This is a genomic window from Lentzea sp. NBRC 102530, from assembly GCF_030269365.1.
GTDB lineage: Bacteria > Actinomycetota > Actinomycetes > Mycobacteriales > Pseudonocardiaceae > Lentzea.
Genome location: NZ_BSTF01000009.1, coordinates 169,435 through 187,959, shown reverse-complemented (window position 1 = coordinate 187,959; position 18,525 = coordinate 169,435). Strand labels below are relative to the sequence as shown.

At 70.6% G+C, this 18,525-nt stretch carries 19 protein-coding genes; 11 read left to right on the top strand and 8 right to left on the bottom strand.

All coding sequences use genetic code 11. The features are described 5' to 3' along the window. Positions 1-20: 20 nt before the first annotated feature. On the top strand, positions 21-344 hold the full coding sequence (locus QSK25_RS24655; RefSeq protein ID WP_285641626.1) for a DUF6292 family protein: 324 nt from the start codon (positions 21-23) through the stop codon (positions 342-344). On the opposite strand, the gene QSK25_RS24650 is transcribed toward QSK25_RS24655, so the two are convergent. Together QSK25_RS24650 and QSK25_RS24645 are read right to left on the bottom strand one after the other, a co-directional pair. Then, positions 341-2,506, bottom strand: a complete 2,166-nt coding sequence (locus QSK25_RS24650; RefSeq protein WP_285641625.1) for an MMPL family transporter — start codon at positions 2,504-2,506, stop codon at positions 341-343. The genes QSK25_RS24655 and QSK25_RS24650 overlap by 4 nt on opposite strands. A 5-nt stretch (positions 2,507-2,511) precedes the next feature. After that, positions 2,512-3,063, bottom strand: a complete 552-nt coding sequence (locus QSK25_RS24645) for a TetR/AcrR family transcriptional regulator (RefSeq protein ID WP_285641623.1) — start codon at positions 3,061-3,063, stop codon at positions 2,512-2,514. Positions 3,064-3,166: 103 nt separating this feature from the next. On the opposite strand from QSK25_RS24645, the gene QSK25_RS24640 reads away from it, so the two are divergent. Further along, on the top strand, positions 3,167-3,673 hold the full coding sequence (locus QSK25_RS24640) for a hypothetical protein (protein WP_285641621.1): 507 nt from the start codon (positions 3,167-3,169) through the stop codon (positions 3,671-3,673). Positions 3,674-3,684: 11 nt separating this feature from the next. Then, positions 3,685-3,975, top strand: a complete 291-nt coding sequence (locus tag QSK25_RS24635) for a DUF1905 domain-containing protein (protein ID WP_285641618.1) — start codon at positions 3,685-3,687, stop codon at positions 3,973-3,975. A 186-nt stretch (positions 3,976-4,161) separates the two neighbouring features. Here QSK25_RS24635 and QSK25_RS24630 read toward each other — a convergent pair whose 3' ends face one another. Then, on the bottom strand, positions 4,162-5,295 hold the full coding sequence (locus tag QSK25_RS24630) for an endonuclease/exonuclease/phosphatase family protein (RefSeq protein WP_285641614.1): 1,134 nt from the start codon (positions 5,293-5,295) through the stop codon (positions 4,162-4,164). A 144-nt stretch (positions 5,296-5,439) separates the two neighbouring features. Beyond that, on the bottom strand, positions 5,440-5,811 hold the full coding sequence (locus tag QSK25_RS24625; RefSeq protein ID WP_285641612.1) for a hypothetical protein: 372 nt from the start codon (positions 5,809-5,811) through the stop codon (positions 5,440-5,442). 129 nt (positions 5,812-5,940) lie between these two features. On the opposite strand from QSK25_RS24625, the gene QSK25_RS24620 reads away from it, so the two are divergent. Next, positions 5,941-8,559 (top strand): AfsR/SARP family transcriptional regulator, encoded by a 2,619-nt coding sequence (locus QSK25_RS24620; protein ID WP_285641610.1) that lies wholly within the window; start codon positions 5,941-5,943, stop codon positions 8,557-8,559. Here the strand turns inward: QSK25_RS24620 and QSK25_RS24615 are convergent. Then, complete coding sequence (locus tag QSK25_RS24615; protein ID WP_285641887.1) at positions 8,556-10,520, bottom strand: MDR family MFS transporter; 1,965 nt, start codon at positions 10,518-10,520, stop codon at positions 8,556-8,558. The genes QSK25_RS24620 and QSK25_RS24615 overlap by 4 nt on opposite strands. A gap of 59 nt (positions 10,521-10,579) precedes the next feature. Between QSK25_RS24615 and QSK25_RS24610 the strand changes: the two genes are divergently transcribed. The 5 genes from QSK25_RS24610 to QSK25_RS24590 all read left to right on the top strand — a co-directional run bounded on the left by QSK25_RS24610 (position 10,580) and on the right by QSK25_RS24590 (position 14,073). Then, positions 10,580-11,167 carry a DUF6928 family protein gene (locus QSK25_RS24610; protein WP_285641608.1) on the top strand — a complete coding sequence of 196 codons (588 nt, stop codon included), beginning with the start codon at positions 10,580-10,582 and terminating at the stop codon, positions 11,165-11,167. A 68-nt stretch (positions 11,168-11,235) separates the two neighbouring features. Then, positions 11,236-11,568, top strand: coding sequence for a putative quinol monooxygenase (locus tag QSK25_RS24605; protein ID WP_285641606.1), 333 nt, complete (start codon positions 11,236-11,238; stop codon positions 11,566-11,568). 74 nt (positions 11,569-11,642) lie between these two features. Then, the gene (locus QSK25_RS24600; protein ID WP_285641604.1) at positions 11,643-11,918 is read left to right on the top strand and encodes a hypothetical protein; all 276 of its coding nucleotides are present in this window, start codon (positions 11,643-11,645) and stop codon (positions 11,916-11,918) included. After that, positions 11,915-13,549 carry a GMC family oxidoreductase gene (locus tag QSK25_RS24595; protein WP_285641602.1) on the top strand — a complete coding sequence of 545 codons (1,635 nt, stop codon included), beginning with the start codon at positions 11,915-11,917 and terminating at the stop codon, positions 13,547-13,549. Before QSK25_RS24600 ends, QSK25_RS24595 begins: the two co-directional genes overlap by 4 nt. 149 nt (positions 13,550-13,698) lie before the next feature. Further along, the gene (locus tag QSK25_RS24590) at positions 13,699-14,073 is read left to right on the top strand and encodes a YciI family protein (RefSeq protein ID WP_285641601.1); all 375 of its coding nucleotides are present in this window, start codon (positions 13,699-13,701) and stop codon (positions 14,071-14,073) included. A gap of 88 nt (positions 14,074-14,161) precedes the next feature. Here the strand turns inward: QSK25_RS24590 and QSK25_RS24585 are convergent, their stop codons facing one another. The 3 genes from QSK25_RS24585 to QSK25_RS24575 are packed head-to-tail and all read right to left on the bottom strand — an operon-like array spanning position 14,162 to position 16,421. After that, positions 14,162-14,845 (bottom strand): CE1759 family FMN reductase, encoded by a 684-nt coding sequence (locus QSK25_RS24585; protein ID WP_285641598.1) that lies wholly within the window; start codon positions 14,843-14,845, stop codon positions 14,162-14,164. Further along, positions 14,845-15,267: a MarR family winged helix-turn-helix transcriptional regulator gene (locus QSK25_RS24580; protein WP_285641596.1), complete on the bottom strand. Its 423-nt coding sequence runs from the start codon at positions 15,265-15,267 to the stop codon at positions 14,845-14,847. The genes QSK25_RS24585 and QSK25_RS24580 overlap by 1 nt, the downstream gene beginning before the upstream one ends. After that, positions 15,264-16,421 carry an LLM class flavin-dependent oxidoreductase gene (locus QSK25_RS24575; protein WP_285641593.1) on the bottom strand — a complete coding sequence of 386 codons (1,158 nt, stop codon included), beginning with the start codon at positions 16,419-16,421 and terminating at the stop codon, positions 15,264-15,266. The genes QSK25_RS24580 and QSK25_RS24575 overlap by 4 nt, the downstream gene beginning before the upstream one ends. A 101-nt stretch (positions 16,422-16,522) precedes the next feature. Here QSK25_RS24575 and QSK25_RS24570 point away from each other — a divergent pair, with 101 nt between their 5' ends. Both QSK25_RS24570 and QSK25_RS24565 read left to right on the top strand, forming a co-directional pair. Then, the gene (locus QSK25_RS24570; RefSeq protein ID WP_285641590.1) at positions 16,523-17,128 is read left to right on the top strand and encodes an ABC transporter ATP-binding protein; all 606 of its coding nucleotides are present in this window, start codon (positions 16,523-16,525) and stop codon (positions 17,126-17,128) included. Next, the gene (locus tag QSK25_RS24565; protein WP_285641588.1) at positions 17,125-18,516 is read left to right on the top strand and encodes a DUF6297 family protein; all 1,392 of its coding nucleotides are present in this window, start codon (positions 17,125-17,127) and stop codon (positions 18,514-18,516) included. The genes QSK25_RS24570 and QSK25_RS24565 overlap by 4 nt, the downstream gene beginning before the upstream one ends. Positions 18,517-18,525 lie beyond the last annotated feature (9 nt).

The following is an 18,525-nucleotide window of genomic DNA, read 5'->3' as shown; positions in this document are numbered from 1 at the left end:
CCGGTTGGACGGAGGGCGACGTGGAAGCGCTTGATTACGCACTGAGGGTCACGCGGGAGCTCGGGTTGAGCGGGGAGTCCTCGTGCGTCGAGGACGTCAAACCGCTGCGGGTGTACGTCGCCGTCGACGGCTCCGTACCCGGCCACTCCGGTGACGTCGCTCTGCTGTGGACCGAGGGCCGCGGCTGGGCGATCGCCGTCGAGGAGGGCGCTGACCTGACGGTCGTGGCGCGTCTCGCCGGTGCCGTCGAACCTCCCCCGCGCACGGTCGCGCGCTGGGTGCGCGACCAGCTGACAGCACAAAGGCCGGCCCACGACGTGGACCGGCCTTTGCGAGCGGGTTAGCCGACCGAGACCGGCTCCTGCTTCTTCCTGTCGTCCAGCTCGTCGAGCGCGGTGCCCTCGACGTCGAGTTCCGGCAGCCAGCGCAGGAACTTCGGCAGCCACCAGGCGCGCTCACCGAGCAGGGCGAGCGCCGCGGGCACCAGCACCATGCGGACCACGAACGCGTCCACGAAGATGCCGACGGCCAGGGCGAACGCGATCGACTTCACGGTCGGCTCGCCCGCCGGGACGAAGCCCGCGAACACCGAGAACATGATCAGCGCCGCGGCCACGACGACCGGTGCCGCCTGGCGGAAGCCCGTGGTGATGGCCTCCATCGGCTTGGCGCCGCGGTGGTGCGCCTCGTGCATCCGGGACACCAGGAAGATCTGGTAGTCCATGGCGAGGCCGAACAGGATGCCGATCACCAGGATCGGCGTGAGGCTGATCAACGGGCCGGTGCCGTCGAGGTTGACCGCGGACGCGAGCCAGCCCCACTGGAACACCGCGACCGTGGCGCCGAGCGACGCGCCGATCGTCAGCAGGAAGCCGAGGACGCCGACCAGCGGCACCAGCAGCGAGCGGAACACCAGGATGAGCAGCACCAGGGCGAGGCCGACGACGACCGCGAGGTAGATCGGCAGCGCCTTGTCGAGCGAGGTGGCCACGTCGACGCTGACGGCGGTGGCACCGGTGACGTAGGCCTTGCCGCCCTCCACACCGGACAGTTCGGCGCGCAGGTCGGCGACGAGCTTCTCGGTCTCCACGGTGTCCGGGCCGGACTTCGGGATCACGGTGACGAGCGCGGAGCGGCCGTCCTGGCTCGGCTGGGCGGGCGTCACCAGGGCGACGTCGGACAGCTTCGCGATCGGCTCGGACGCCTTGGTGGCCGTCGCGGCGGCGCCGTCACCCTCGAACAGGACGATGATCGGGCCGTTGAAGCCCTCGCCGAAGCCCTTCGCGAGGATCTGGTCCGCGCGTTCCTGGGTGGAGCCGGCCGGCGGCTTCTGGATGAGCGTGGTGTCCATGGACGCCACCGGGATCGCGACGATGCCGAGCGCGACGACCGACAGCAGCAGCGCGACGACGCGGTTGCGGGTGATCGCACCGGCCCAGCCGCGGATGACACCGCGGTCCTTCGGCTCCACCGGGTTCTCGGCGGTGGCGGCGCGCTCCTTGCGGGTCAGCACGCGGCGGCCGAGCATGCTCAGCACCGCGGGCACGAGCGTGATCGCGATCAGGACCGCGACGACGATCGTGGCGGCGGCCGAGACGCCCATCTGCGTGAGGAACGGGATGCCCGCGATCGCGAGGCCCACCAGCGCGATGACGACGGTCAGACCGGCGGTGACGACGGCCGACCCGGCGGTGCCCACGGCGGTCGCGACGGCGTGGCCGACGTCCGAGCCGCGGCGCAGTTCCTGGCGGTAGCGGTTGATGATGAACAACGCGTAGTCGATGCCGACCGCGAGACCCAGCATCGAGGCGAGGATCGGCGTGGTCGACTGCAGGTCCATGAACCCGGTCGCGATGGTGATGCCGAGCGTGCCGATGCCGACGCCGATGCCGGCACTCAGCAGGTTCATGCCGGCGGTCACGAGCGAGCCGTAGGTCAGCGCGAGCACGACCAGCGCGAGCACGACACCGATGGCCTCGGTGATGCCGCCGACGTGCGGCGTCTCCTGCATCGCGGTGCCGGTGAGCTCGACGGTCAGCCCCGCCGCGCGCGCCTTGTCGACGGCCTTGGTGAGCTCGGCGCGCTGCTCGTCGGTGACCTCGCCGGGCTTCACGTCGTAGGTGACGGTGCTGTAGCCGACGTTGAGGTCGCGGTTGACGCTCGGCGCGGCCGGGTCCAGCGGGTTCGTCGCGGACGTGACGCCCTTGAGCGCCGCCTCGTCGGCCACCAGGTCGGTGATCGCCTTGACGTGCTGCGGCAGCTTCTGGCCGTCCGGAGCCTGCACGACGACCTTGGCCTGCGCGGTCTCGCCGGAGCCGAACGTCTCCTGGATGCGCTCCAGGGCGGTCGTGGACTCCTGGCCGGGGATCGACATCGAGTTGGACGTCTCACCGCCGAGCGTGAACGCGCCGACGCCGGAGCCGATCAGCACGAGCAGCCAGATCAGGACGACCGGAACGCGGCGCCGGTGGGTGCCCATTCCCAGTTTGTAGAGCAGTTTCGCCATGATGGTCAGGCCTCCTGGTGCCCGAGTGCGTCGTAACAGGTAGCGAGGATCAAGGGGCGCCACGTCGTCTTGTCACCCTCTTGGTTGGCCAAGAGGGTGAGCACGGCCATGGAGCTGAGCGCGCCGACGATGCGGATCGCGCGGGGGAGTTCCTGAGCGGGGTCGATGACGAACATCTCGTTGAGGAGCAGCTCGTCCTGCGCCTGCTGCGGGTCCTCGCCCGGTGCCGTCATCGTCCGGAACAGCAGGGCGACCATGCCCGGCCGGTCGAGCGCGTAGTCGGTCAGCAACTCCAGCGCCCTGCGGTCCCTCTGCGGTCCCGCGGGCATGTCTTTGACCAGGTCCAGGACGTGTCGCGTGAGGATGTGGCTCTGCTCCCACGCCGCTTCGAAGAGAGCTTCCTTGCTCGGGAAGTGGTGCAGGAGGCCCGCCTTGGACAGGCCGACGGCGTCCGCGAGGGACTTCAACGAGGTCTGCTCGAAGCCGTGCCGCGCGAAGAGCGCGGCGGCGGCGTCGAGGATCTTCTCGTCGACCCCGGTCCTGGGCTGTCGTGGCATGCAACCGACTTTACGGCGTTCACCAACCGATTCGGTAGGTTTACCGACCGAAATGGTCGGTGGCCTTCGTCACCATAATGGGTGAGTGATTGAGTTTCGCCCAGTGATCGAGGTGACCGGGAGTCACATCGAGTTGTCCGGAGAGATGTCGCGCGCGGCGTTCGACGCGGCGCTCGCGGCCATCGGCGAGTACAACCGCGCCTCGCAGCCGTACGCCGGGCTGCTGGAGCAGGAATGCCTGATCATGGCGGGAGGACTGCGCGTGCGGGACACCGCGGCGGGCGTCCAGGTGGAGCCCGGCTGCTGCGCGGGGCTCGAGGAGTGGCGTGGCTGGTCGTGCCTCGTGGACGGCGAGCAGCCGTGGCTCGGGCACAGCCCGGATCCAGGTCTGGAGTTCCGCGACGGCGTGGCGCGGTTGTGGCAGGACGTCGAACACACGGACGGGCCCGCCTGCGAGATCCCGCTCGCCGATGTCCCCGCGCACCTGGAGGGCGTCCAGCGCGACCTGGCCGGGTTCCTCGGCCTCGTGCGGCAGTGGGCGCCGGACGGACTCGGCGACCGCCTCGCCGCACGGTTCGACGCCGAGTTCCGGATCAGCGCACCCCTGTGAAGAATGGGCCGATGTTCGTCTTCGACGCGGAACTCTGGATCTGGGACGCGCGCCGCACCGAGACCTGGACGTTCGTGACGCTGCCCGAGGACGTCTCGGACCAGATCCGCGACGTCGCCGCGCCCGGCCCCGGCTTCGGCGCGGTGAAGGTCCGCGCCGGGCTCGGGGCGAGCACGTGGTCGACGTCGGTGTTCCCGGACAAGCAGTCGGGCTGCTACGTGCTGCCGGTGAAAGCCGCCGTGCGCAAGAAGAACGACGTCGGGCCTGGCGACACCGTCAAGGTGACGGTCGAGCTCCTCTGAGCGACTGCCCGGAAGTCCTGTGCACACCCACCCGAGCCACCCTCACGTTTCCGGCCGCACGCGGGGACCTCGCGTGCGCTCAGTGCGAACGAAAGCTCCCCGCGTGCACTCCAACAACGTGAAACGCGCTCGTGAAGCGTGCTCGTGAAGCGAGCGCGACCACGGACAGGGCTTCCGGCCGAGCGCTCAGAGGTTCCAGTCGATGTCGGCGTAGATGGCGGCGTGGTCGCTCGCCGCATGCACCTCGGCGGTCATGGTTTCGTAGACGTCCCAACGGTTCTTGGTGCGCGGGCCGCGCCACACGCCCTTGCGGAAGACACCGCCGCCGGTGGCCTTGGCGAACAGTTCCGGGGTGAGCAGGACGTAGTCGATCTTGCCCTTCTCGCCCACGCCCCGGTACGTGCCGAGCCGGTGGTCCCAGTCGAAGTTCGGGTGCTCGCTGATGTCGCGCAGGCCGGTGCGCTGGAACAACGGCCGCAGGCACTCGCTGTCGGCGGTGTCGTTGAGGTCGCCGACGACAGCGATGTGCTCGTGGCCCTCGTCGCGCAGCCGGTTGACGATGCGGGCGATCCGGACGGCCTGGCGGAACCGGCGGCGGGCGCCGATCGGGTCGCCGGGGGAGCCGTAGCCCTTGGACTTCAGGTGGTTCACGAGCACGACGACCTCGGGGCCCGCGGGCGTGCGGACGTGGTACTCGGCGCAGTCGCGGGAGAAGATGACGCCCGAGTTGTCGCGCGCGTACACGTGCGTCCGGATCGTGATGACCTGATGTTCTTCCCTGGTCAGCAATCCGACGTTGATGCCGCGCTCGTCGTTGCCGTCGATCAGGTGGACCTCCTCGTACGGGGTCCAGCCGACGTGCTTGAGCATGCTGGCGGAGAACATGTGCAGCAGTTCGCGCGACTCGGCCTCGACGACGCCGAGGACGTCCGCGCCGACGTCGCGCATCACCTGCGCGGTGTGGCGGGTGGCGAGTTCGCTGATGGGTTCGGTGGTCAGCTCCACCCAGCCGACCCAGGACTCGCGACCGCTTGCCACGACTGAGGTTTCGCCGGTGCGGTGGCGCGCGAGGAACCGGCCGCGGATGCGCCGCAGGATCGCGTACCTGCTCCGGTCACCCCTGAGCAACTCGAGCGTCGCCAGGTGTTCCTTGAGCTCTTCCTTGACTTCCGGGGTGTAGGTCTCGGCGGCGATGAGTTCGTTGAAACGGGCGTGGGCGGCCAGGATCGGAGCCGCGTGCTTGGTGGCGTTGCGGCCCATCACTTTGGGGCGTTCGAACATGTTCTCCACGTTGAACGACCCGATTCGCGTGGTCCTCACGACTTCAGGGTCGCATGTGGAGGAACGGGTTCGCCCTGGTCCGCTCGGGTGATCTTTCGCTGCGCCGATGGTGGAGGGCCCCGTGTGGCCGGGCTGCCGGAACGGATTGTTCGCGGGGCCCTCCATCCCCCTGCTACCTGCCGATCACGGGCAGGTGGAGCGGCTCAGGATCGACACCTTGTTCGGGTTGCTGTTGTCGATCTTCTTGCTGCTCTTCGTCTTGGCGGGCGCGACGAAGCACTTGTTGAAGCGCTCACCGCTCTCGCGCACGAACTCCAGCTCGATCGCGCGGTTCTGGTTGCAGTGGTTGTTGTAGTAGACCGTCGTGGTGACGCTGCCGTCGCCCCAGGAGATGTTGATCTTCTGGCCGCTCGGCGAGGCGCAGGCGGCCGACTTGCGGTGGGTCGCCTGGACGGACACGTCACCGGAGGTCTCCGCGCCGGCCACCACCGGTGCGATGCCGGTGAGCGCGAGCCCCAGACCCGCGGCGGCCAGGATCAGGTTGCGAGACTTCACGAAATACCCCTCGATCTTCAATTCCGGGAGATGTCCCGGCGGGCCGGGTGGCCCGCCGCCGCCGACGTTGCCCTTTTGATCAAGGACGAACCTAGGATGAACCTTGAATCCACTGGCTGAGGGGTGATCTTGGAGTTCGGGCTGCTCGGCGCCGTCGAGGTGCGCCACGGGGGCGAGTCGGTCGAGATCGGCCACGTCCGGCAACGATCCGTGCTGGTAGCGCTGCTGCTGGAGGAGGGACGGCCGGTCCCGGTCGACCGGTTGCTCGACCGGGTCTGGGGCGACCGGGCACCTCTGCGGGCACGCGAGACGCTCTACGGGTACGTGTCGAAGCTGCGCAAGGTGCTCGACCTGGACATCGAACGCTCACCCGCCGGATATCGCCTCGAGGTGGATCCATCGAGGGTGGATCTGTTCCGCTTCCGGGCATCGGTGCGGGAGCGCGAGTTCGACTCCGCGCTCGCGTTGTGGAGGGGCGAGGCGCTCGACGGGCTGGACTCCCCGTGGTTCGACGCGTACCGCGAAAGCCTGCACGCCGAACGCCTCGCCGCCGAGCTCGACCGCAACGACGCTGCCCTGGCCCGGGGCAGGCACACCGAGCTGCTGCCGTCGTTGCGGCTGCGTGCCGACGAGCTGCCGCACGACGAACGCCTTGCCGCGCAACTGATGCTGGCGCTGCACCGCACGGGCAACGACGCGGAGGCGTTGCGGCACTACGAGGTCGTGCGCTGCCGCCTCGCCGACGAACTCGGTGCGGACCCGAGCAAGCCGTTGCAGGACCTGCACCAGCGGATCCTCGCGGGCAGCGAGGAGGAACGTCCGTCCGGCCCGCGTCAGCTGCCCGCGCCGCACCCGTGGTTCACCGGGCGCGCGGGTGAACTGGCCGCGCTCGGCCCGTCCGGAACCGTCGTGATCACCGCGATCGGCGGCTCCGGCGGCATGGGCAAGACCGCCCTGGCACTGCACTGGGCCCACCGGCACCTCGGCGAGTTCCCCGACGGCCAGCTGTACGTGAACCTGCGCGGCTTCGACCCGTCCGCCCCGCCGACGGCACCGGAGACGGTGCTGCGCGAGTTCCTGGAGGCGCTGGGGGAGGAGACGGTCCCGGCCGGGCTGGACGCGCGGGCGGCCCGGTTCCGCAGCGTCGCCGCGGGCAGGCGTCTGCTGGTGGTGCTCGACAACGCCCGGTCCACCGAGCAGGTCGTGCCGCTGCTGCCGGGCTCGGACGCGACGGTGCTGGTCACCAGCCGGCTCAAGCTCGCAGGCCTGGTCGCCGCGCACGGCGCCCGATCCGTCTCGCTGGACGTCCTGCACCCCGCCGAGGCCCACGAGTTCCTCGTCGCGCGACTCGGTGCCGCCCGGGTGACGGCCGAACCCGCCGTCGTCACCGACCTGGTGACCTGGTGCGGAGGGCTGCCGCTCGCGTTGTCGATCGTCGCCGCCCGCGCCGCGATGGAACCGGACTTCCCGCTGGCCGCGTTCGCCGAGGAACTGCGCGACCAGCCGCTGGACGCCCTCGACGCGGGGGAGATCGGCACGAACCTGCGCGCGGTGTTCTCGTGGTCCGTGGCGGCGCTGTCGGACGAGGCGGCGCGGGCGTTCGGGCTGCTCGGCACCGTGCGGACCGCCGACGTGAGCCTCGCCGCCACGGCCGCCCTGCTGGACCGGCCGGCCTCACGCACCCGGATGCTGGTGCGGGAGCTGGAGAACGCGCACCTCGTGCAGCAGCACGTGCCGGGCCGCTACCGCATGCACGACCTCGTCCGCCTGTACGCGGCGGACCTGCCCGCCGACGCCGGCACCCGGCTCGCCGACTTCTACGCCGCCACCACCCGTGCCGCCGCGCTCGCCCTGGAACCGCACAAGGTGTTGCCGGAACACGAAAGCGACCACGCGCTGGCGTTCGGCGGCAACGCGGCGGCGATGGCGTGGTTCGACGCCGAACACGCCTGCCTGCTCACCGAGCAACGGCACGCGCTGGAGCGCAAGGAGTTCGACGTGGCCTGGCTGATCGGCCGGGCGCTGAACAACTACCACCTCCGCCGCGGCCGCACCCACGACGACACCGAGGCGTGGCTGGTGGCGTTGAGCGCCGCGGAGGCGCTGGGTGACTCGCTCAAGCAGGGCACCGCCCACATGTGCCTGGGCGCCAACTACGTCGAGGTGGGCCAGTCCCCGCTCGGGCACAGCCACTTCGAGCGCAGCCTGGAGATGTTCGAGGAGACCGACGACCACGAGGCGCACGGCGGCGCGCACCGGGCCATCGCCTGGGCGGCCGAGTTCGAGGGCGACCTGGAGAAGGCGCTGGCGCACTCGCTCGCGGGGCTGGAGAAGTTCCGCCTGGTGGACAAGGAGATCCGCGTGGCCGAGTCGTTGAACGAGGTCGGCTGGCGCTACGCCTGCCTCGGCCGGTACGCGGAGGCCCGCACGTTCTGCGAGGACGCCATGCGGCTCAACCGCAGGCTCGGCCACGCCGAGGGGTCGGCGGCCACTTTGGACAGTCTCGCGCACATCGCCCACCACGACGGCCGGCACGCCGACGCCGTCGCGCACTACCGCGAGGCCGTGGCGCTGTACCGGGAGCTGGACAACTCGGCCGAGCTGGCCACCGTCCTGGAACACCTGGGCGACGTGCACGCGGCGGCGGGGGAGGCGGAGCAGGCGCGGGAGACCTGGGACCAGGCGCTGGAGCTGTACCGGGAGCAGGGCCGTGACGCGGACGCCACGGCCCTGCTCGCCCGGCGTTAGACCCGGCTGAGCTGCCGGCCGCTCTCGATCAGCTCGTCGGTGAAGGAGTCGAGTGCCTGGGCGAAGTCGCGCTGGTCCGGTTCGTGCCAGTCCCGCAGCTGGTCGATCAGCCAGCGCCGCCACGCCCGCACGAGCTGCTCGAACACCCCGGCGCCCCGGTCGGTGAACCGGTACCCGTCGTCGGTGAACGCGAGCAGCCCGGACCGCACCAGCTCCTGCGCGGTCGGGGCGAAGATGCCGCCGGGCACGTGCGTCATCTCGGCGATCTCGTCGAGCGTGGCCACGCCGTCGTCGGTCGACGCCTTGTACACGCGGCCCAGCAGCCACGCCTGTTCGAGCGGCAGGTCCACTCCGGACCGCCGCAGCACCGCCGGTCCGGGGTCCTCGCCGGACCTCGCGACCACGGTCGACACCAGCTTGCGCAGCTCGTCGTAGGAGTTCGACGGCGGTGCCGCGAAGCTCTCGCCGACCCCGCTGTTGCCGGCGGCCGCGGCCCGGGACGTGTCACGCAGCTGCACCTGCGGCAGGAAGAACGCCACCAGCAACGCCACCAGCCCGATCGGCGCGGCGATGAGGAACATCATCTGCACGGTCTCCGCGTACCCGGCGACGATCGGAGCCCGCAGCGCGTCCGGCAGCGCGTGCACCGCGGCGGGGCTCGCGATGGCCCGCGGGTCGACCCCCTGCGGCACCACCAAGTGCTTCGGGAGCTGGTTGGCGTAGATCGTGCCGAAGATCGCCACGCCGAACGAGCTGCCCATCGTCCGCAGGAAGCTGATGCCGGACGTGGCCACGCCGAGGTCGCTGTAGTTCGTGGTGCTCTGCACGACGATCACCGGCACCTGCATCACCAGGCCGATGCCCGCACCGAGCACGACCATGAACGCGCCCATCTCCCAGTAGCTCGTCCCGGCGTCCAGAAGGGACAGCAGGAACAACCCGGCCGTCAGCACGACCGACCCGATGATGGGGAACAGCCGGTACTGCCCGGTCCGGCTGATCGTGTTGCCCGTCAGCAGCGCCGTGGCCATCAGCCCGGCGATCAACGGCAGCATCCACAACCCGGACGCGGTGGCCGACTCGCCGCGCACGTACTGCAGGTAGATCGGCAGGTAGGTGATGCCGCCGAGCATCGCGAACCCGACCACGAAGCTCAGGATCCCCGACACCGTGAACACCCGGCCGCGGAACAACCGCATCGGCAGCATCGGCTCGGCCGCCCGCTGTTCCACCAGCACGAACGCCACGAGCAGCACCACCGACCCGGCCGCCATCCACAGGATCGTCGGCGAGGTCCACGCGTACTCGGTCCCGCCCCAGCTCGTGACGAGCGTCAACCCGGTGGCCGCCAGCGCGATCAGCGCGATGCCGGCGTAGTCGATCTTCGGTTTGCCGTCGGTCCTGATCGTCGGCAACGCCGCGAGCGCCACCAGCACGACCGCGATCCCGAGCGGGATGTTCACGTAGAACGCCCACCGCCAGCTCAGGTGGTCGACGAACAGCCCGCCCAGCAACGGCCCGGCCACCGTCGCGATGCCGAACACGGCCCCGGCGAACCCCTGGAACTTCCCGCGTTCCTTGAGCGGCACCACGTCCGCGATGATCGCCGTGGACGTCACCATCAGCCCGCCGGCCCCGAGCCCCTGCACGGCCCGGAACGCGATGAGCGTCCCCATCGACTCCGACCACCCGGCGAAGAACGACCCCACCAGGAACAACGCCACGCTGATGACGAACGTGTTCTTGCGCCCGTACAGGTCGCCGAACTTGCCGATCAGCACCGTCATGATCGTCTCGGCGAGCAGGTACGACGTCACCACCCACGAAAGGTGCGCGCCACCACCGAGATCGGCCACCATCGTGGGCAGGGCCGTGGACACGATGGTCTGATCAAGGGCGGCCAGCAACATGGCGAGCAGCACGGCCGCAACGACCAGGTTCCGCCTGCGGGTGTCGATCATCTCGGGCACGCAGGGGATGATCGCGCAGGTTGGACGACCTCGCAGGGGGAGGAACACAGGTGGGTGCCAAGGCGGCGATGGTGGTGTTCGGTGACGCACGAGCACTGCGGCACGGCGGTGACCCGGACCGTTCGGTGGCGGAAGCCGTGATCCGGGCACTGCACCCGGACCGCGTCGTCGAACCGGTGGACGACGGCGACCTGGCGGACGACATCTACCCGCCCGACGGCCACGCCTACGTCGCCGTCCTCCCGGATGCCACGATCGTGTGCGACCAGGACCTGGCCACGGTCCCCGCGCCGGAGCACGTCCTCGACTACGCGGACAACCGGCCGCTGACCGTCTTCGCCCAGCACTCGGGTTCGGGCTGGCTCGCCTACGCCGAATGGACTGCCGACGGCACGTTGCTCCGCTCGCACAGCGCCGAGTCCCAGGACTCCGGCGAACTCGCCGAGTCGATCGCCCTCCACCTGTTCGGGTTCACCGCCGAATCGTCGCCCGACCTGCTGATGCACGGGTTCCGGGTGATCCGGCCGGACCAGGCCGAGCGCGAGGCCGAGATGGCGGCGATCGTCGCGCAGATGGCGGCGCAGGGCCCGCAACGCCTCACCCTGGGACCGGACGGCTCGTGGGTCCCGCGCGCCTGAGACCGCACCCGGCCCACAGGTCGTCGCGGACTAGGGTCGACTCCGAACGCACCACCGAGGAGGCTGCCTTGATCTTCATCACCGCCAAGTTCCGCGTCCTGCCCGAGCACGCCGAGGCGTGGCCGCGGATCAGCGGGCCGTTCACCGAGGCCACCCGCGCCGAACCCGGCTGCCTCTGGTTCGACTGGTCCCGCAGCCTCGACGACCCGAACGAGTACGTCCTGGTGGAGGCGTTCCGCGACGGCGACGCGGGCGGCGCCCACGTGAACTCGCAGCACTTCAAGACCGCCCAGCGGGAACTCCCGCAGTACCTGGCCGAGACCCCGCGCATCGTCAGCCAGTCGGTCGACCAGGACGACTGGTCCGAGCTCGGCGAGATGCAGGTCCCGCCGCGGGGCTGAACCCGTTGCGCCACGCGGGTGAGCCTCGCCCGCATCGGTTGGTGCGGGCGGTGGCGCCGCCCGAGGATGGCGCGATGGACGCCTTCGTGGAGTTGTCCGCCGAGCTGACCGGGTTCTCGGTGGAGGAGCTGAGGTCGACCGGACTGGTCGAGCCCTACCGCGCACTGGCCGACGGCGCGCCCGACGAGGAGATCATCCAGCTCTGGTACACCGGGGTCTGGCGCGGGGTGATCCCGGACGAGCGCGCCTACGCCGAGGGCCTCGCCTGGAAGGCGGTGGGCGTGGCTCCGCCCGGCACGCGGCCACCGGGCTTCGGCAGCTGGGAGCAGAGACCCAGGCCCAGACGATGAGGGCCGTGGTCGTCGGCGCGGGGTTCGCCGGTTCCCTCGTCGCGAAAGTGCTGGGGGACAACGGGTTCACCGTGCTGGTCCTGGAGGCGGGCACCGAGGTCAACGCCGACGCGGTCACCCGGTTCCGCACCGCCACCGCGAAAACGCCGCTCCGGCCGTACCGCACGACCGCGGCCGCGCCGTCGAGCGACTACCTGATCAACACCGGGCCGTTCGACTACCCGAGCCCCTACCTGCGGATCAACGGCGGCACCGGCACGGCCTGGACCGGCATCACGCCCCGCATGCTGCCGGAGGACTTCCACACCGGCGACCTCGGCCGCGGCCGCAGCTGGCCGATCACCTACGCCGAGCTGGAACCGCACTACCGCGCGGCCGAGTGGGCGATCGGGATCGCGGCCGACGCCGACGAGCAGCGGCAGCACCTGCCCGTCCCGGACGACTACCGCTACCCGATGCACGCCCTGCCGCGCACGTTCCTCGACCACGCCGTGGCGTCCGTTGTGGACGGTCAGCGGATCGGCGGGCGGGTGCTGCGCGTCACCGGCACACCCCAGGCCCGCAACGGCGTCCCGGTCGCGGGCTACGAGCCGGCGGGCCACCGGTGTGCCGGCTTCGCGAGCTGCGTGCCGATCTGTCCCGAGAACGCCAAGTACACGCCGCACAAGACCCAGAGCACCTGGCCGGCGAACGTCGAACTGCGCACCCGGTGCGTCGTGAACCGGGTGCACGCGGACGAGTTCGGGCGCGTCACCAAGGTCAGCTACCAGCGCTACCAGGACGACACGTCGGCGCGGCACACGGAGCACGTGGCGGAAGCCGACGTGGTGGTGCTGGCCGCGCACGCCATCGAGAACGCCAAGCTGCTGCTCATGTCCGGGCTCGCCAACAGCAGCGACCAGGTCGGCCGCAACCTCATGGACCACCCCGTGCTGCTCACCTGGGCGTTGATGCCGCAGGCGATCGGCCCGTTCCGCGGGCCCGGCTCCACGACGGGCATCGAGGCGTTCCGCGGCGGTCCGGAACGCGCTGTTCGCGCGCCGTTCCGCATCGAGATCGGCAACTGGGGCTGGGGCTGGTCGGCCGGCAGCCCCGACTCCGACACGGCCGAGTTCGTGGCGGCGGGCCTGCGCGGCAGGGCGTTGCGGGAAGCGGTGGCGGAGCGCGTGAGCCGCCAGTTCACCCTCCAGTTCGAGATCGAGCAGGAGGCCGACCCGCGCAACCGCGTCACGCTGGCGGCCGAACGGGACGCGCTGGGCAACCCGCGCCCGTCCCTCCACTACGGACTGTCGGACTACGTGAAAGACGGCCTGAGCGCGGCGAAACGCACCTCGGACCGCCTCTTCGAACTGCTGAACGCCGACGACCACACGTCCTACAAACCGGACGACGAGAGGTACTTCGAGCACGAAGGCGAGCCGCTGCGGTACTGGGGTGCGGGCCACAGCGGCGGCACGCACGTCATGGGCACCTCGCCGCGCACGTCCGTCGTCGACCAGTGGCAACGCTGCTGGGACCACCCGAACCTGTACGCGGTGGGCTGCGGCAGCATGCCGTCGCTCGGCACGTCCAACCCGTCGATCACGATGGCCGCGCTCGCCCTGCGCACCGCGCACCACCTCGTCACCTGAGCGGGTACGCGCGGGACGCAGGAGCAGGGGCGTGAATGGCCGCGAAGAACTCGTGTGGCAGTCGTGGCGAAAATGTCGAAAGCTCCGTGACGTCGATCGACGCAGGGGTGGCGGTGATGCACGCCGCCAGTCGACAACGAGGAGAGACCATGCGGTTCATGCTCATCCACCGGGTCCAGCAGGACGACCCGGCTTCGTGGGAGCCCACGCCCGAGCTGGTCGAACGGATGAACGCGTTCGTCGAGAAGCTCACCGCGAACGGGGTGATGCTCGGCGCCGAGGGCGTCCAGCCGACGGGCGCGGTGGTGCGCAGGCGCGGGACGGCGGTCAGGTCGACCGACGGCCCGTTCGCCGAGGCCAAGGAGGTCGTCGGCGGGTTCCTGCTGATCGGCGCCGATGACCTGGCCGCGGCCACGGCGGTGGCGGAGGAGTACGTCACCTGCTTCGCCGGCGTCGAGGAGATCTCGATCGAGGTGCGGCAGGTCGTCGAGTTCGAGGACGTCGAGGCCCACCTGGCCCGGTAGTCCCGCAGGACGTGCCTGGCCCGGTCAGCGGGCCAGGCACGTCCAGAGGGGCGCCGCGTGAACGAGGAGTGCTCGCGGGCGCGGACCGCTAGCCGGCCGACTTCTGGCCGGCCGAGCCGCCCGCGGCCAGCTTCATCAGGTCCGAGTCCAGGTCGATCGACAGTTCGGTGCCGCCCGCGCTGCCGTACTCGTGCTGGTAGGAGCCCCACGACTCGTCGCGGACGCTCTTCTCGAAACCCGAGGTCATCAGCGCCACGAGTTCCAGCGCCGCGCGGTCGATGCGCTTGTTGAGGCCGTTGTCCTGCCAGTCCTCGGTGGACGCGAAGAGCGAGGTCGGGACGACCACGGTGCGCAGGTAGGCGAACAGGCCGCGCATCTGGTCGTCCACCACCAGCGCGTGCCGGGCGGTGCCGGCGGTCGCGGCCAGCACCACGGGCTTCGCGATCAGCAGGTCGTTGTCGAGGATCTGGAAGAACGACGTGAACAGGCCGCTCGCGCCCGCCTTGTAGACCGGGGTGCTCGCGACGATCGCGTCCGCGCGTTGCAGGGTGGCGATCGCCTTCTGCAGCTTGGGGCCGATGTGGTTGGACACCAGCGCGTTCGCGATCTCGGAGGCCAGTTCGCGCAGTTCGACGACGGACGTGCCCACGGTCTGCGCCTTCTTGCCGGCGAGGGTGGTGACGCGGCCTGCCACGCGGTCGGCGAGCAGCCTGGTGGACGACGGGTCGCTGGTGCCGGCGGACACCACCACCAGCTGGAAGTTCTGGCCCATTACTCCTCGCTCTGGCTGAGCTTGCCGGTGATCGCGGCGAGCTGGTCTAGTTCCTGCGGTGTCAGCACGCCCAGGGCGCGCGTGACGCTGCGGGCGTGTGGAGAGCCGATGCGGCGCTGGGTCTCCCGGCCCGCGGGGGTGAGCGACAGGCGCACACCCCTGCGGTCGCCGAGGTCGGGGCAGCGTTCCACGTAGCCGCGTTCGACGAGGCGTTCGACCATGCGGGACAACGCCGGCTGGCTCAGCAGCACGTGGCGGTTCAGCTCGCTCATCCGGAGTGGACCGTCGCATTTGGACAGCTGGTAGAGCACGTCGTACTCCCGCATGGTCAGGTCGCCCCAGATGTCCTCGGCGTTGAACTGCTTCATCAACACCGAGTACGCCCTCATCAGGGACTCCCACGCCTCGTTCGCCCTGGTCATTCCGAATCCTGGTAGGGCGATCCGCCCGTGACGTTGTCACCCCGGTTGGCGTTGGGCTTCGGCTGGCGGGCCGGGCCGTCGCCGTACTTGTCCTTCAGTCGCTTGGCGTGCGTCGGCGGCTTCGCGGTCTCCGGGTCCTGACGCGCCTCGATCTCCTTGCGCAGCACCGGAACCACCTCCTCGCCGAGCAGGTCGAGCTGGTTCAGCACGGTCTTGAGCGGCAGACCGGCGTGGTCCATCAGGAACATCTGGCGCTGGTAGTCGCCGAAGTGCTCGCGGAACGTCAGCGTCTTGTCGATGACCTCCTGCGGGCTGCCGACCGACAGCGGCGTCTGCTCCATGAAGTCCTCCATCCGCGGCCCGTGACCGTAAACGGGGGCCTCGTTGAAGTACGGGCGGAACTCGTTCAGCGCGTCCTGCGACCGCTTCGCGATGTACGCCTGGCCGCCGAGACCGACGATGGCCTGCTTCTCCGTGCCGTGGCCGTAGTGCGCGTACCGCTGGCGGTAGAACTTGATGAGCCGCATGTAGTGCTCTTTGGGCCAGAAGATGTTGTTCGCGAAGAACCCGTCACCGTAGTAGGCGGCCTGCTCCGCGATCTCCGGCGTGCGGATCGAGCCGTGCCACACGAACGGCGGCAGGTCGTCCAACGGCCGCGGCGTGCTGGTGAAGCCCTGCAACGGCGTGCGGAACTTGCCCTCCCAGTCCACGACGTCCTCGCGCCACAACCGGTGCAGCAGGTTGTAGTTCTCCAGCGCGAGCGGCAGGCTCTGCCGGATGTCCGCGCCGAACCACGGGTAGACCGGCGCGGTGTTGCCGCGGCCCAGCATCAGGTCCATGCGGCCCTTCGCCAGGTGCTGGAGCATCGCGTACTCCTCGGCGATGCGCACCGGGTCGTTCGTGGTGATCAGCGTCGTCGCGGTGCTGACCGTGAGCTTCTTGGTCTTCGCCGCGATGTGGCTGAGCAGCGTGGTCGGCGAGGACGAGAAGAACGGCGGGTTGTGGTGCTCACCGATCGCGAACACGTCGAGCCCGACCTCCTCGGCCTTCTCGGCGATCTGCACGATCGCGTCGATCCGCTCGGCCTCGCTGGGGGTCTCGCCGCTCACCGGGTCCCTGGTGATGTCGCTCACCGAGAAGATTCCGAACTGCACGGCACCCGCCTCCTTCTGTCTTCGGTCACTCACTGGTGACTAATGCGTCTGCATCTACTGTAACGCACGGGGGCCGGATCCATTCCCATTACCCTGATCACATGTCGCTCGGCGTGGGGGACGCCGGCTTCGGCTACGGCGGAGTCCCCGTTTTCGCAGGTCTGACGTTCGTCGCGGGTCCCGGCGAGGCCGTCGCGGTGGTGGGCGCGAACGGTTCGGGCAAGTCCACGCTGCTCCGGTGCCTGGTGGGGGCCGAGGTGCTGGACACGGGATCGGTGCTGTTCGAGGGTGCCGAGCTGGACGAGTCGTCGGCCGCGTTCCGGGGTGCGGTCGCCTCACTGCTGGACGACGCCGACTACTTCCCCGACGTGTCCGTGGTGGAGCACCTGCGGTTGCTCGCGTGGCTGCACGGGTCCTCGGTGGAGGTCGGGGGCGTGCTGGCGGAACTCGGGCTGGAGGGTGTGGCGGACCAGCTGCCGCCCACGTTGTCGTCCGGGCAACGGCACCGGCTCGGGCTGGCCTCCTGTTTCGTGCGGCCGCGATCGGTGCTCGTGCTCGACGAACCCGAGCAACGCCTCGACGCCGCCGGCCGCGCGTGGCTGAGGGACCGGTTGCTGGCGGAGAAGGCGGCAGGGGTGGCCGTGGTGTTCGCGTCGCACGACGCCGGTCTCGTGGAGGCGGTGGCGTGCAGGACCGTCACGCTGTGAGCGCGTTCGCCGTCGCCCGGCGACTGGCCGTGCCGGTGCCGTGGCGGTTGCGGGTGACCCGGCTGTACGCGCGGCTGGTGAACGTCTCGATCATCGGCGCGGTCGGGTACGGGCTGGTGTCCGCCGGGCTGGCCAAGACACCCCAGGCGGGGAGCGCGTGGACGGCGCTCTGGTTGTCAGTGGTGGGTGCCGCCGTGCTGATGAAGGTGGCGTTGGCGTTCGGGCCGGTGTTCGTGGGGGCCGACCGGATGTTCTGGGTGGTGAGCACGCCGGTGTCGCGGGGTGGGGTGTTGCGGCCTCGGCTGGGGCTGGTGCTGGTGGGAGGGGCGGCGGTGGGTGCGGTGTGGCCCGCCGTGGTGTTCGGGGTCGTGGGGGCGGTCGTGCCGCCGGTGGTCGCGGTGGTCCTGGGAGCGGCTGCCGGGGTGGCGGTGGTGGCCGGGGCCGTGGTGCTGCAACGGGTCGGGGTCGCGCCGCAGGGGTGGCTGAGCGGGGTGGTGGGACTGGCGGTGGTGGCGTTGCTGGTGCCCGCCGGGCGGGGTGAGGTGCTGGGCTCGGACGGGGTGCCGAGCGCGGTCGGTGGGGTGCCGGGTGGGGCTGACCTGGGTGGCGCGCTGGGGGTGAGCGGTGGGGCCGGTGGGCTTGGGGCGGCGGTGGTCGCGTGCGGCTTGGCGCTCGGACTGGCGGCGGTGGCGGTCGTGTCCGCGGGACGGCTGCGGCGGGCCGACCTCGCCGCCGGTGCCGCTCTCGCCGGGGTGGCGCGGGTGTCGGTCAGCTGGTTCGACCTCGCCCTGCTGGGCGCCGTGCTGGCCGAACGGCGTGCACGTGCCCTGGGGCGGGTGAGGTCGGCGCGGCTGACCGGTCCGCGGTCGCGCGTCGTCGCCTTGGCGTGGACCGATGTCCTGAGGGTGCGGCGGGCTCCCCACGCGGTCCTCGTCTGGGCCGCGCTCCTGCCCGCTCCGGCACTCGTGGCGCTGGGCGGCGAGGAGAACGCGGTTGCCGCCGTGCAGGTCGTCGCCGCGTTCTTCGCCACCGATCGGTTGGCGGCCGGGCTCAAGGCCGTGTGCCGGTCGCGGGCACTGCGGCGGGCGCTCGGGGTGCCCGATCGGCAGCTTCGGTTGGCGCACCTGGTGGTTCCGGCGGTCGGCGCCGTCGTCTGGTGTGCGGCCACCACGGCGTTCACGCCGCACGTGTCGCCGCTGAACGGGGTGATCTCGGCGGTGGGCGCGTTGGCCGTCGTGTATCGGATCGCCACCCGGCCGCCGGTGGACTACGGTGCCGCGATCGTCGATTTCGGGCTGTTCGGTCCCACGCCGCTGGGGCTCATCGTGCAGTTGAGTCGGGGTCCCGCGCTGCTGGCGGTGCTGGCAGTGGTGCAAGTGCTCGTATGAGATGAGCAC